A 12,977-nucleotide genomic window follows, 5' to 3' on the forward strand; every position below is an offset into this window, starting at 1 on the left:
GCCTCGGGGCTCATGCGTCCGAACATAACTGGAGAGCTGACTTCTCTGGAGCTGGTGCCTTCGACAGGAATCGAACCTGTATCTGAGTCTTAGGAGGACCCCGTTCTATCCATTGAACTACGAAGACATTCGGCGCGATGGGCTGGGGGCCCGGCCGGCGGGTGGTTGCCGGTGCGCCGCGCGATTTTATAGGCCTTCCTGCTCGCTCCGCGTGGCCTTCGCGCACAGGCCGCGCGCCAGTGCAAAAGCACAGCCAGCGCGGGCTAACCCCGATACGAAATCTCCAAGAAGTTGACCACGGTCAAGTCGACGCGGAACGCGTGCGCGCAACATCCGCCCTGTTCGTATCTCCGCTCAGATCCAAGAATAAAAAAGGGCGAACCCTACACAGATTGGAGACAGACATGACGATGAAAAACATCGCTTCGCAGGCCGTCCGCAGCTGGCCTGCAAAAGCGCTTGGCGCGGCCGTACTCGCGTTGGCCGCCGCCACCCCCGCCTTCGCGTGGGAGCCGTCCAAACCCGTGGAGTTCGTGATCCCCGCCGGCACCGGCGGCGGCGCCGACCAGATGGGGCGGCTGCTGCAGGGCATCGTCATCAAGTACAAGCTCATGAAAGAGCCGCTCATCGTCGTCAACAAGTCGGGCGGCGCGGGCGCCGAAGGCTTTCTCGCGGTGAAGGAAGCCAAGGGCGATCCGCACAAGATCATCATCTCGCTGTCGAACCTGTTCACCACGCCCATGGCCACCGGCGTGCCCTTCAACTGGAAGGACATGACGCCCGTCGCGATGCTGGCGCTCGACCAGTTCGTGCTGTGGACCAACGTCGACGCGCCCTACAAGACGGCCGGCGAATACATTGCGGCCACCAAGGCCGCGGGTCCCAACAAATTCAAGATGGCCGGCACCGGCTCCAAGCAGGAAGACCAGATCATCACCGTCGCGCTCGAGAAGGCCACGGGCACCAAGTTCATCTACGTGCCCTTCAAGGGCGGCGGCGAAGTCGCGGTGCAACTGGTGGGTGGCCACGTGCATTCGACGGTCAACAACCCGATCGAGGCGGTGGCGCAATGGCGTGCCGGCAAGCTGCGCGCGCTGTGCGTGTTCGACGACGAGCGCATGCCCTTCAAGGCGAAGGTGACCGACACGCAATCGTGGAACGACGTGCCCACCTGCAAGGAAGCGGGCGTGCCCACCAAGTACACGATGCTGCGCGGCATCTTCATGCCCGCGGGCGTCACGCCCGAGCAGCTCAAGTTCTACACGGACCTCTTGACCAAGGTGGCCGCCACGCCGGAGTGGAAGGAATACATGGAGAAGGGTGCCTTCAACCCGACCTTCATGACCGGCAAGCCCTTTGCCGACTGGCTCACCACGGCCGAAACGACGCACCGCACGCTGATGTCGGACGCGGGCTTCCTGGCCAGCAACAAGTAAGCCGCGGGCACAGAGCCAGCCCCGGCCGCGAGACCGCGGCGGGGTCGCGCGCCGGAAGGCAGGCGTGCGCACGCAACGAGCGCGCGCACCGCCTCATTTCACTCACACATTTGATCGATGGGGGCTCCATGGAGCACGAAGAAATTTCCGATGGGGCGCCGCGTTCGGGCGTCGCCACCTACGTGGTCGAGGCGGTGGTCGCGGCGCTGCTGCTCATCATCGGGCTGGTGGTGGTGTTCGAGGCCCGCAAGCTCGGCGCGGGCTGGACGAGCGATGGGCCGGGGTCGGGTTACTTCCCGTTCTTCATCGGCGTGATCATCACGATCTCGGGCGCGGGCATCCTGTACCAGGCACTGCTCGGCAAGAACCGCAACACCGAGGTGTTCGTGGATTCGGTGCAGCTCAAGCGCGTGCTCTCGGTGCTGGTGCCGGCCAGCGTGTACGTGCTGTGCATCACCTTCGTGGGGCTGTATGTCGCATCGGCGGTCTACATCGCGCTCTTCATGATCGTGCTGGGCAAGTACTCGTGGGTGAAGAGCGTGATCGCGGCCCTCGCGGTCAACACGGTCTTCTTCTGCATGTTCGAGGTGTGGTTCAAGGTGCCCCTGTTCAAGGGCGCACTCGACCCCCTCCGGTTCCTCGGCTACTGAACTCACGGAGCACAGCGAAATGGACGAAATCAGCGCCCTGATGCAGGGCTTTGCAGTGATCCTGACCCCGATGAACATCGCACTGATGTTCGTGGGGATCATTCTTGGCGTGCTCATCGGCGTGCTGCCGGGGCTGGGCGGCGCCAACGGGGTGGCAATTTTGCTGCCCCTCACGTTCACGATGTCGCCGACCTCGGCCATCATCATGTTGTCGTGCATCTACTGGGGTGCGTTGTTCGGCGGGGCCATCACCTCGATTTTGTTCAACATCCCCGGCGAACCATGGTCGGTGGCCACCACCTTCGACGGCTACCCGATGGCCCAGCAGGGCAACGCGGGTGCCGCGCTCACCACGGCTTTCACGTCGTCGTTCGTGGGTGCCTTCATCGCGGTGGTGATGATCACTTTTCTCGCGCCGCTGGTCGCGAAGTTCGCGCTCAAGTTCGGGTCACCCGAATTCTTCGCGGTGTACTTGCTGACCTTCTGCAGCTTCGTGGGCATGGGCAAGGGATCGCCCTTCAAGATCCTCGCGTCGATGGCGCTCGGCTTCGCGCTCGCCTCGGTCGGCATGGACACGGTCACCGGCCAGCTGCGCCTGACCTTCGGCCAGCCCGAGCTGATGCGCGGCTTCGACTTCCTGATCGCGGTGATCGGTCTCTTCGGCATCGGCGAAATTTTGCTGTCGATGGAAGAGGGCCTGAAGTTCTCCGGCAAGAGCGCGAAGATCGACCCCAAGGTCGTGCTGCAAACGTGGAAGCAGCTGCCGCAGTATTGGGTCACGTCGCTGCGCAGCTCGCTCATCGGCATCTGGATGGGCATCACGCCCGGCGGCGCCACACCGGCTTCGTTCATGGCCTACGGCCTCGCCAAGAAGATGTCGAAGAAGGGCTCCAAGTTCGGCACCGGCCAGATGGAAGGCGTCGTCGCTCCCGAGACCGCGGCGCACGCCGCAGGCACCAGCGCGCTGCTGCCGATGCTGGCGCTGGGCATCCCCGGTTCGCCGACCGCTGCCGTGCTGCTGGGCGGCCTGCTGATCTGGGGCCTGCAGCCCGGACCGCTGCTCTTCGTCGAGCAGAAGGACTTCGTCTGGGGCCTTATCGCCAGCATGTACCTGGGCAACATCGTGGGCCTGATCGTGGTGCTGAGCACGGTGCCGCTGTTCGCCTCGATCTTGCGCATTCCGTTCTCGATCATCGCGCCGGTGATCATCGTGATCTGCGCGATCGGTGCCTACACCGTGCACAACGCGATGCTCGACATCTGGTTCATGCTCGGCTTCGGCGTCATCGGCTACCTGTTCAAGAAACTCGACTTCCCGCTCGCGCCGCTGGTGCTTGCGCTGGTGCTCGGGGACAAGGCCGAAGACTCGTTCCGACAGGCCATGCTGGTCTCGCAAGGCGACGTGATGATCATGTTCTCCAACCCGCTGGTGGGCGGCATCACGACGCTGGCCCTGGTGCTGCTGTTCTGGCCGCTGATCTCCAAGGGCATCGCCCTCATCAAGCCGCCGAAGAAGCCCGACGAGTTCGCCGTCGAGCGTCCGGTGGATTGAGCGAGAAAGCACAAGGAGCAAACACATGCCAGTCATCGCGCTGACCCAGGAGATGGGTTCCCTCGCCAAGGACGTTTCGGTCAAGCTCGCGGAAACGCTCTCGCTCGCCGTGATGCGCCATGAGGTCATCGACCACGTGGCCGAGAAGATGCAGGTTTCCAAGAGCCTCATCGGCCGGCTGCGCGGCGGCAAGGCCGGCCTCCTGGAGCGCCTGAAGACCGATCACCGCAGCGTCGCGCTCTACACGGCCGACGAGCTCTTCGCGCTGGCCGACCGCGGCAACGTGGTGCTGCGCGGATGGGGCGCCACCTGCCTCTTGCGGCCGGTGCCGCACGTGGTGTGCGTGCGCATCACGCGTTCGATGGACAAGCGCGTCGAATGGCTCATGGGCGACCTCGAAACCGACGACGCCGCATTCGCCGAAGCCGAGATCCGCCGCAGCGACCAGGCGCACGCGGCGCGCATGCATGCGCAGTTCGGCGTGACCTGGGGCGACCCGGTGCTCTACGACTTGGTGCTCAACACAGACCGCGTGACCGTCGACAGCTGCGTCGAGCAGATCCGCCAACTGGTGGCGCGGCCCGAGTTCGCGGAGACGCCCGAGTCGCGCGCGTTGCTGAAAAACATGGCGCTGCAGGCGCGCGTGAAAGCAGCGTTGAAGGAGCAGACGGAGACGAGTGACATCCGCGTCACGGTCGATGCGAACCAGGGGGAGGTGATCCTGCGCGGCATCGTCTTGAACTCGGAAGAGCGCGCGCAAACCGAAGCGGTGGTGGCCGCCGTGCCCGGCGTGACCGGGGTGCACAACCAATTGCGATTGATGGCAACGTCACGCCGTTTCGCATCCGCCAAACAGACCTGACTTCAGGCCGCCGCAACACCCCATCGGCGTGCCCGAGTGCGCAGGGCATCGGGTGCTCCCCGCAGCGAAATCAAGGAGGAGGGCGAAGCCCGGGGGACATTCGCGGAGGGGAGTACCCGGTGGCCTGTGCACCCGCCCCGAATGCCCCCTGCGAAAACTAGATCTTCCCGCGCTTGCGAAGCCGACTAAGGGTTTCCGCGGAGAGATTCAGATAAGAAGCCAGCTCCTTGCTAGGAATCCGGTCTTCCAGCTCCGGGTGCTTGCGCATGAACCGGTGCACGCGCCCCGGCGCATCTAGCAAGTGCAGCGTGATCGTGTGCGCCATGATCTCGCTCATCCCCTTCATCACCAGGTACTCGAACAGCTCCTTCGTCTCGGGGTGCCGGTTGAGAAAGGTGATCCATTCCTTGAGCGGCAGGCTCGCCACGCGGGCCTTGGTGACGCACACGATGCCGTAGGGCGTCGGCGTGCCCAGCCGCAGTGCCGCATAGCTCGTTTCCATGTCGTGTTCGTCGGCGAAGCGGAGGATCATTTCCTTGCCTTCCGGGTTGCTCACGACCCGCTTCAGGATGCCGTCGAGGATGAAGTACTGCTCCATCTCGCGCACCCCCTGGTGCAACAGGAAATCGCCCTTGTTGCCGTCCACGATCACGAGGTGGGCTTCGAGTTCTGCGCGGTCGCTCTCGCTCAGGTCCTTGAGCAGGACGTTCTGCCGGAGCTGCGCGCGAATGATGTTTTTTTCCGGGTGGTTTTCCAACAACGTCATGGGTCCCGTCTTGCTCGAATTCGCAACAACAACTTCTGGTTCCGGCTTCTGTTTCAGGCCGGTGCCGTTTTCCGGAAAGTTGACCGAGGTCAACGTTCGAAAGCATGCCCCCGAATCATAGTCCCGGCTCGGGCCTCGGCCATTCACCAAAGCAGAAGGAGAGACATGTCTTCAGTAAGAACGGACAAAGAGGCATCCACGACCCTGGACGACGCCCTCAAGCCCACGAGCCGGGCCGTTGACGGCGATGCGGTCGTGCGAGCCCTCAAACCGGTGGCGGACGACACACCGGAGGCCGAAACGACCGACGGCTTCCACCTGGTCATCGATGCGCTGAAGCTGAACGACATCGACACCATCTTCGGCCTCCCCGGCATCCCGATCACCGACCTCACGCGCATGGCGCAGGCCGAGGGCATGCGGGTCATTTCGTTCCGCCACGAACAGCACGCCGGCAACGCCGCAGCAGCAGCAGGCTTCTTGACGCAAAAGCCCGGCATCTGCCTCACGGTGTCCGCCCCCGGCTTCCTGAACGGCCTCACGGCGCTGGCCAACGCGACCACCAACTGCTTCCCGATGATCCTCATCAGCGGATCGAGCGAGCGCGAAATCGTCGACCTGCAGCAGGGCGACTACGAAGAGATGGACCAGCTGGCCATCGCCAAGCCGCTGTGCAAGGCCGCCTTCCGCGTGCTGCACGCCGAAGACATCGGCGTGGGCATCGCCCGCGCGATTCGCTCGGCGCTGTCGGGCCGCCCCGGTGGCGTGTACCTCGACCTGCCGGCCAAGCTCTTCGCGCAGACCATGGATGCGGCCAAGGGCAAGGCATCGCTCATCAAGGTGGTCGATCCGGCACCGCGCCAGATTCCCGCACCCGATGCGGTGAAGCGCGCACTCGACCTGCTCAAGGGCGCGAAGAAGCCGCTCATCCTGCTTGGCAAGGGCGCCGCCTACGCACAGGCCGATGCCGACATCCGCGCACTGGTCGAGAAGACGGGTATTCCCTACCTCCCGATGTCGATGGCCAAGGGACTGCTGCCCGACACGCATGCGCAATCGGCTGCCGCCGCACGCTCCTATGTGCTGCAGGAAGCCGACGTGGTGCTGCTCATCGGCGCACGCCTGAACTGGCTGCTCTCGCATGGCAAGGGCAAGACCTGGGCCGAGGACAAGGGCGCCAAGCAGTTCATCCAGATCGACATCGCACCGACCGAGATCGACAGCAACGTGGCCATCGCCGCGCCGGTGATCGGCGACATCGGCTCCTGCGTTGCGGCGCTGCTGGGCGGCATCGATGCCAAGTGGGCCAAGCCGCCGACCGAATGGACCGGCGCCATCGCCGAGCGCAAGGACAAGAACCTCTCGAAGATGGCCGTGACGCTCGCCGCGCGCCCGTCGCCGATGAACTTTCACAGCGCGCTCAGCGTGATCCGCGACCAGGTGAAGGCGCGGCCCGACGCCATCGTGGTGAACGAAGGCGCCAACACGCTGGACTTCGCGCGCAGCATCGTGGACATGTACGAGCCGCGCAAGCGCCTCGACGTGGGCACCTGGGGAATCATGGGCATCGGCATGGGCTTTGCCGTTGCCGCCGCCGTGGTCACCGACAAGCCGGTGATCGCCATCGAGGGCGACAGCGCCTTCGGCTTCAGCGGCATGGAGGTGGAGACCATCTGCCGCTACAACCTGCCGATCTGCATCATCGTCTTCAACAACAACGGCGTGTACCGCGGCACCGACGTGAACGCGAGCGGCACCGCCGACGTGGCGCCCACCGTGTTCGTGAAGAACGCGCGCTACGACAAGCTGATGGAAGCCTTCGGCGGCGTGGGCGTCAACGCGACCACCGCCGACGAACTGCAGAAGGCCCTGACCGAGGCTGTTGCTTCGCGCCGCCCGACGCTGATCAACGCCGTCATCGACGAGACCGCAGGCACGGAGAGCGGGCGCATCACGAGCCTGAATCCCGCCACGGCGAAGAAGAAGTAATCCCATCCCGTATTCAGCATCCAGGAGATTTCACATGAGCGACAACAAACCCCTCAACGGCATCAAGATCATCGACTTCACGCACGTGCAAGCCGGTCCCGCCTGCACGCAGATGCTGGCCTGGTTCGGCGCCGACGTCATCAAGGTCGAGCGCCCCGGCGCCGGCGACGTCACGCGCTCGCAGCTGCGCGACATTCCCGATGTGGACGCGCTCTACTTCACCATGCTCAACAGCAACAAGCGCTCGCTCACGCTGGACACCAAGCAGCCCGAGGGCAAGCTGGTGCTCGAGAAGCTCATCAAGGAATCGGATGTGCTGGTCGAGAACTTCGGCCCCGGCGCGCTCGACCGCATGGGCTTCACCTGGGAGCGCATCCAGGAACTGAACCCGAAGATGATCGTCGCCTCGGTCAAGGGCTTCAGCGACGGCCACCACTACGAAGACCTGAAGGTGTATGAGAACGTCGCGCAGTGCGCCGGCGGCGCCGCATCGACCACCGGCTTCTGGGACGGCCCGCCGACCGTGAGCGCCGCGGCGCTCGGCGACAGCAACACCGGCATGCATCTGGCCATCGGCATCTTGACGGCCATCATCGGCCGCGAACAGACCGGCAAGGGCCAGCGCGTGGCCTGCTCGATGCAGGACGCGGTGCTCAACCTCTGCCGCGTGAAGATGCGCGACCAGCAGCGCCTGGACCGCCTCGGCTACCTCGAGGAATATCCGCAGTACCCGCACGGCACCTTCAGCGACGTGGTGCCTCGCGGCGGCAATGCCGGCGGCGGCGGCCAGCCGGGCTGGGTGCTCAAGTGCAAGGGTTGGGAGACCGACCCGAACGCCTACATCTACTTCACCGTGCAGGGCCACGCCTGGGCGCCGATCTGCGATGCCATCGGCAAGCCCGAGTGGAAGACCGACCCCGACTACATGACCGCCAAGGCGCGCCAGCCGCACATCACCGACATCTTCGCGACCATCGAAGCCTGGCTGGCCGAGAAGACCAAGTTCGAGGCGGTCGACATCCTGCGCAAGTTCGACATTCCGTGCGCACCGGTGCTGACGATGAAGGAACTCTTGAACGACGAATCGCTGCGCGCCAGCGGCTCGATCGTGGAAGTGCCGCACAAGGAGCGCGGCAGCTACTTCACCGTGGGCAGCCCGATCAAGTTCTCGGACCTCAAGCCCGAGATCACCGGTTCGCCGCTCCTGGGCGAACACACGGAAGAAGTGCTGGCCGAGCTGGGCTATTCGAAGGCCCAGATCGACAACCTTCGCGAAGCCAAGGCCGTCTGAGGCCGTAGCGAAAAGAGAAAGAAGCGGGAGCGCACCTTGACCTCATCGACCATCGATTTCGAGCAACTTGTCGCCGGGGCCGGCGACGCGATCATGGTCTGCGATGCCAAGGGTGCGATCACGCTGTGGAACAAGGCTGCCGAGCGCATCTTCGGCTTTACCGAAGCCGAAGCGCTCGGGCAGTCGCTGGACATCATCATCCCCATGCGACAACGCCAGAGGCATTGGGATGGCTACAACAAGACGATGGAAACGGCGGTCACCAAATACGGTGCCGACGTGCTGCGCGTGCCCGCCCTTCACAAGGACGGGCACACCCTTTCCATCGCCTTCACGGTCTCCATGCTGTTCGCCCCCGATCAAAAGGTTTCGGGCATCGTCGCCATCGTGCGCGACGAAACCGCCCGCTTCGCGGAGGAGCGCAAATTGCGCGCCCGTCTGGTAGAAGTCGAAGCCGCGACGAACAAATAAGACAGGAGACAACACGATGAGCAAGGCACTCGAAGGCGTTCGCATCCTCGACTTCACGCATGTGCAGTCGGGCCCCACCTGCACCCAGCTTCTGGCCTGGTTCGGCGCCGACGTGATCAAGGTCGAACGCGCCGGCGAAGGCGACGCGACGCGCGCCCAGCTGCGCGACATTCCCGGTGTGGACAGCCTCTACTTCACGATGCTGAACCACAACAAGCGCTCGATCACGCTGGACACCAAGAACCCCAAGGGCAAGCAGGTTCTGGACACGCTGATCAAGACCTGCGACGTGCTGGTGGAGAACTTCGCGCCCGGCGCGCTCGACCGCATGGGCATCACCTGGGCGCACATCCAGAAGCTCAACCCGCGGATGATCGTCGCGTCGGTCAAGGGCTTCGGCCCGGGCAAGTACGAGCACTGCAAGGTCTACGAGAACGTCGCGCAGTGCGCGGGCGGCGCCGCATCGACCACCGGCTTCGAAGACGGCCCGCCCGTCGTCACCGGCGCGCAGATCGGCGACAGCGGCACCGGGCTGCACCTGGCGCTGGGCATCGTCGCCGCGCTCTACCAGCGCAACAACACCGGACGCGGCCAGCAGGTGCTCGCGCCGATGCAGGACGCGGTGCTCAACCTCTGCCGCGTGAAGATGCGCGACCAGCAGCGCCTGGAGCGCACCGGCACCATGCACGAATACCCGCAGTACCCTGACGGCAAGTTCGGCGACGCGGTGCCGCGCGCGGGCAATGCGTCGGGCGGCGGGCAGCCGGGCTCCATCCTGAAGTGCAAGGGCTGGGAGACCGACCCGAATGCGTATATCTACTTCATCACGCAGGGCGCGGTGTGGCCTGCGGTGTGCAAGGTGATCGGCGAGGAGAGCTGGATCACCGACGAGGCCTACGCCACGCCGGCCGCGCGCCTCTTGCACCTGAAGCCCATCTTCGCGCGCATCGAGCAATGGACCATGACCAAGACCAAGTTCGAGGCCATGGACATCCTCAACGAGTTCGACATTCCCTGCGGCCCGATTCTTTCGATGAAGGAAATCGCCGCCGACGAATCGCTGCGCGAGACCGGCACCATCGTCGAGGTGGACCACCCGACGCGTGGCAAGTACCTGACCGTGGGCAACCCCATCAAGATGTCCGACAGCCGGACCGAGGTGACACGGGCGCCCTTGCTGGGCGAGCACACCGAAGAAGTGCTCCGGCAATTGGGCTATGGCGTGGACGAAATTGCCATGCTGCGCACCGAGCGCGTGATTTGAATTAAAAGCGCGCCGGCCGATCGATAAATAAAGCGTTTTTTGCAAATGGCGAAAGCCATTTGCAATGGACAGCCACGCTCTTTTTTGCCAATTCACATATAACGCATGGCAAATGCATTCAATAAAATAGTTTAACTATTATTTATCGATCATCGAATCTACATTTTGACCATGCCAGCCCACAAGCCATTTGTCGCCCGGCATTCAATTTCTAGGAGAAATTTCATGATGATCGACGATTTGCCAATTCAATACTGGAGCTCCGAGACGGAGCGCAACGCCTACAACGCAGCGTTCTACGAATTGGGCCTGCGCTGGCACTGGGACCGCGAAACCTATTGCCAATTGCTGCGCCAGAGCCAGGACGGCACCGAGCGGATTTGCCATTACCTCGCCACGCACCAGCCGCATCTGCTGCGCGCCTACGACGCCAAGTCATTGGCCGAGGTGATCGAGCAAAAGAAGGAAGTGCACCAGCAGCGCGAATTGAGCGAAGGCCTCGGACGCCGCCGCTATTTCAATTGGGCCGAAAGCCGCGGCGCGGAATTGGGCGCCTGAAGCCATCAATTGCCATGAATATCCACGAATACCAGGGCAAGGACGTATTGCGCAAATACGGCGTCACCACGCCCCGCGGATTCGCATGCGCCTCGGCCGACGAAGCCGCCGACGCCGCCACCCGCCTGGGTGGCCGCGCCTGGGTGGTGAAGGCGCAGATTCACGCCGGCGGCCGCGGCAAGGGCGGCGGCGTGAAGCTCGCGTGGTCGGTCGACGAAGTGCGCCGGCACGCGAGCCAGTTGCTCGGCATGACGCTCAAGACCCACCAGACCGGCCCCGAAGGCCGCGTGGTGAAGCGCCTCCTGGTGGAAGAGGGCATCGAGATCGACAAGGAGATGTATCTGGCCCTGGTGGTCGATCGCGAATCGGGCCGCGTGGCGCTGATGGCGTCGAGCGAAGGCGGCATGGACATTGAGGAAGTGGCAGCGCGCACGCCCGGCAAGATCCACAAGGTGCTCATCGACCCGGCGACGGGCCTGAAGGGCAGCGAGGCCGACATCGTGGCGCGCAGCATCGGCCTCTCGGGCAAGTCGGTGATGCAGGCGCGCACGCTGATGCAGAACCTCTACCAGGCGTTCGATGCGAGCGATGCGTCGCTCGCCGAGATCAACCCGCTGGTCGTGACGCGCGATGGCCGCGTGATCGCGCTCGATGCCAAGTTCAACTTCGATTCGAACGCGCTCTTTCGCCAACCCGAGATCGTGGCGATGCGCGACTTCGATGAAGAAGACCCGGCCGAGCTCGAGGCCTCGCGCTTCGATCTCTCGTACATCGCGCTGGATGGCGACATCGGCTGCCTCGTCAACGGCGCGGGCCTCGCGATGGCGACGATGGACGTGATCAAGCTCTACGGCGGCTCGCCCGCCAACTTCCTCGACGTGGGCGGCGGCGCGACGGCAGAGAAAGTGACGCAGGCCTTCAAGCTGATGCTGCGCAACCCGAACCTGCGCGCGATCCTGGTCAACATCTTCGGGGGGATCATGAAGTGCGACGTGATTGCGCGCGGCGTCATCGCGGCGGCGCGCGAGGTCGAACTTTCCGTGCCGCTCGTGGTGCGCATGAAGGGCACGAACGAGAGCCTGGGCCGCACGATCCTCGCCCAATCGGGCCTGCCGATCATCACGGCCGACGACATGGCGGATGCCGCCCAACAGGCCGTGGCCGCGGCGCGGCGGAGGAGCCACTGAGATGTCGATCCTCATCAACAAGCACACCCGCGTCATCACGCAGGGCATCACCGGCAAGACCGGCCAGTTCCACACGGCGATGTGCCGCGACTACGGCAACGGCCAGAAGTGCTTTGTCGCGGGCGTGAACCCGAACAAGGCGGGCAAGTCCTTCGACGGCATTCCGGTCTTCGGCACGGTGAAGGACGCGAAGGCCGAGACCGGCGCCACCGTCTCGGTGATCTACGTGCCGCCACCGTTCGCTGCCGCCGCGATCGACGAGGCGGTCGATGCAGAACTGGACCTCGTCATCTGCATCACCGAAGGCATTCCGGTGCGCGACATGATCCGCACGCGCCACCGCATGGAGGGCAGCAAGACGCTCTTGCTCGGGCCGAACTGCCCGGGGCTCATCACGCCCGACGAAATCAAGATCGGGATCATGCCGGGGCACATCCACCAGCGCGGGCGCATCGGCGTGGTGTCGCGCTCGGGGACGCTGACGTATGAAGCGGCGAGCCAGTTGGCGCGCTTCGGCATCGGGCAATCGACGGTGGTGGGCATCGGCGGCGATCCGGTCGGCGGACTCAAGCACATCGATGTGCTGAAGATGTTCAACGACGACCCGCGCACCGATGCCGTGATCATGGTCGGCGAGATCGGCGGCAACGAAGAAGAGATCTGCGCGCGCTGGATCAAGGACCACATGCGCAAGCCCGTGGTCGGCTTCATCGCCGGCGCCACCGCGCCGCCCGGCAAACGCATGGGCCACGCGGGCGCCATCGTCTCGGGCGGGCGCGGCACCGCGCAGGAAAAGCTCGCGGTGATGAAGGAATGTGGCATCCATGTGACGAGCAATCCGGCGGAGATGGGGAAGCTGCTGGCATCGCTCGTCATCCCTGACTACCTCCCGTTCGACTGATCGATCGATCCATCGACCGGCCTCGCAGATTTCAAGAAAGCACACAACAA

Annotated in this window: 12 protein-coding genes and 1 tRNA gene; 11 read left to right on the forward strand and 2 right to left on the reverse strand. The window is 64.2% G+C overall.

What is annotated here, in order from left to right:
- Positions 1-52: 52 nt before the first annotated feature.
- A tRNA-Arg gene (locus QFZ83_RS01260) sits at positions 53-127 on the reverse strand.
- Positions 128-404: 277 nt separating this feature from the next.
- Between QFZ83_RS01260 and QFZ83_RS01265 the strand changes: the two genes are divergently transcribed.
- From QFZ83_RS01265 to QFZ83_RS01280, 4 genes are all read left to right on the forward strand, one after another.
- Positions 405-1,436, forward strand: a complete 1,032-nt coding sequence (locus QFZ83_RS01265; protein ID WP_013543568.1) for a tripartite tricarboxylate transporter substrate binding protein — start codon at positions 405-407, stop codon at positions 1,434-1,436.
- A 128-nt stretch (positions 1,437-1,564) separates the two neighbouring features.
- Positions 1,565-2,086 carry a tripartite tricarboxylate transporter TctB family protein gene (locus QFZ83_RS01270; RefSeq protein ID WP_307501657.1) on the forward strand — a complete coding sequence of 174 codons (522 nt, stop codon included), beginning with the start codon at positions 1,565-1,567 and terminating at the stop codon, positions 2,084-2,086.
- 19 nt (positions 2,087-2,105) lie between these two features.
- Positions 2,106-3,638, forward strand: coding sequence for a tripartite tricarboxylate transporter permease (locus QFZ83_RS01275; protein WP_013543565.1), 1,533 nt, complete (start codon positions 2,106-2,108; stop codon positions 3,636-3,638).
- A 25-nt stretch (positions 3,639-3,663) separates the two neighbouring features.
- Positions 3,664-4,500 (forward strand): cytidylate kinase family protein, encoded by an 837-nt coding sequence (locus tag QFZ83_RS01280; protein ID WP_307501660.1) that lies wholly within the window; start codon positions 3,664-3,666, stop codon positions 4,498-4,500.
- Between the two features lie 157 nt (positions 4,501-4,657).
- Here QFZ83_RS01280 and QFZ83_RS01285 read toward each other — a convergent pair whose 3' ends face one another.
- Entirely contained in the window at positions 4,658-5,266 is a 609-nt protein-coding gene (locus QFZ83_RS01285) for a Crp/Fnr family transcriptional regulator (protein ID WP_013543563.1), read from the reverse strand.
- A 165-nt stretch (positions 5,267-5,431) separates the two neighbouring features.
- Between QFZ83_RS01285 and oxc the strand changes: the two genes are divergently transcribed.
- The 7 genes from oxc (at position 5,432) to sucD (ending at position 12,927) form a co-directional block, all read left to right on the forward strand.
- Positions 5,432-7,255: an oxalyl-CoA decarboxylase gene (gene oxc, locus QFZ83_RS01290; RefSeq protein ID WP_307501663.1), complete on the forward strand. Its 1,824-nt coding sequence runs from the start codon at positions 5,432-5,434 to the stop codon at positions 7,253-7,255.
- Between the two features lie 34 nt (positions 7,256-7,289).
- Entirely contained in the window at positions 7,290-8,546 is a 1,257-nt protein-coding gene (frc, locus tag QFZ83_RS01295; RefSeq protein ID WP_013543561.1) for a formyl-CoA transferase, read from the forward strand.
- A 36-nt stretch (positions 8,547-8,582) separates the two neighbouring features.
- Entirely contained in the window at positions 8,583-9,017 is a 435-nt protein-coding gene (locus QFZ83_RS01300) for a PAS domain-containing protein (RefSeq protein ID WP_013543560.1), read from the forward strand.
- Between the two features lie 16 nt (positions 9,018-9,033).
- Positions 9,034-10,281: a formyl-CoA transferase gene (gene frc, locus QFZ83_RS01305; protein WP_307501672.1), complete on the forward strand. Its 1,248-nt coding sequence runs from the start codon at positions 9,034-9,036 to the stop codon at positions 10,279-10,281.
- Between the two features lie 171 nt (positions 10,282-10,452).
- A complete protein-coding gene (locus QFZ83_RS01310; RefSeq protein ID WP_307501673.1) occupies positions 10,453-10,839 on the forward strand; it encodes a hypothetical protein in 387 nt (128 codons plus the stop codon).
- A 14-nt stretch (positions 10,840-10,853) separates the two neighbouring features.
- Positions 10,854-12,026 (forward strand): ADP-forming succinate--CoA ligase subunit beta, encoded by a 1,173-nt coding sequence (gene sucC / locus QFZ83_RS01315; RefSeq protein WP_307501674.1) that lies wholly within the window; start codon positions 10,854-10,856, stop codon positions 12,024-12,026.
- A gap of 1 nt (position 12,027) precedes the next feature.
- Complete coding sequence (sucD, locus tag QFZ83_RS01320; protein ID WP_307501677.1) at positions 12,028-12,927, forward strand: succinate--CoA ligase subunit alpha; 900 nt, start codon at positions 12,028-12,030, stop codon at positions 12,925-12,927.
- The last annotated feature ends 50 nt before the right edge of the window (positions 12,928-12,977 follow it).

Origin of the sequence: Variovorax sp. W1I1 (genome assembly GCF_030815625.1) — a bacterium.
GTDB lineage: Bacteria > Pseudomonadota > Gammaproteobacteria > Burkholderiales > Burkholderiaceae_C > Variovorax > Variovorax paradoxus_C.

Bases quoted from the DNA above. Each gene is read 5' to 3' on its own strand.
- sucD (WP_307501677.1), top strand. From the start codon at position 12,028: ATGTCGATCCTCATCAACAAGCACACCCGCGTCATCACGCAGGGCATC.
- oxc (WP_307501663.1), top strand. From the start codon at position 5,432: ATGTCTTCAGTAAGAACGGACAAAGAGGCATCCACGACCCTGGACGAC.
- QFZ83_RS01280 (WP_307501660.1), top strand. From the start codon at position 3,664: ATGCCAGTCATCGCGCTGACCCAGGAGATGGGTTCCCTCGCCAAGGAC.
- QFZ83_RS01310 (WP_307501673.1), top strand. From the start codon at position 10,453: ATGCCAGCCCACAAGCCATTTGTCGCCCGGCATTCAATTTCTAGGAGA.
- sucC (WP_307501674.1), top strand. From the start codon at position 10,854: ATGAATATCCACGAATACCAGGGCAAGGACGTATTGCGCAAATACGGC.
- QFZ83_RS01270 (WP_307501657.1), top strand. From the start codon at position 1,565: ATGGAGCACGAAGAAATTTCCGATGGGGCGCCGCGTTCGGGCGTCGCC.
- QFZ83_RS01275 (WP_013543565.1), top strand. From the start codon at position 2,106: ATGGACGAAATCAGCGCCCTGATGCAGGGCTTTGCAGTGATCCTGACC.
- frc (WP_307501672.1), top strand. From the start codon at position 9,034: ATGAGCAAGGCACTCGAAGGCGTTCGCATCCTCGACTTCACGCATGTG.
- QFZ83_RS01265 (WP_013543568.1), top strand. From the start codon at position 405: ATGACGATGAAAAACATCGCTTCGCAGGCCGTCCGCAGCTGGCCTGCA.
- frc (WP_013543561.1), top strand. From the start codon at position 7,290: ATGAGCGACAACAAACCCCTCAACGGCATCAAGATCATCGACTTCACG.
- QFZ83_RS01285 (WP_013543563.1), bottom strand. From the start codon at position 5,266: ATGACGTTGTTGGAAAACCACCCGGAAAAAAACATCATTCGCGCGCAG.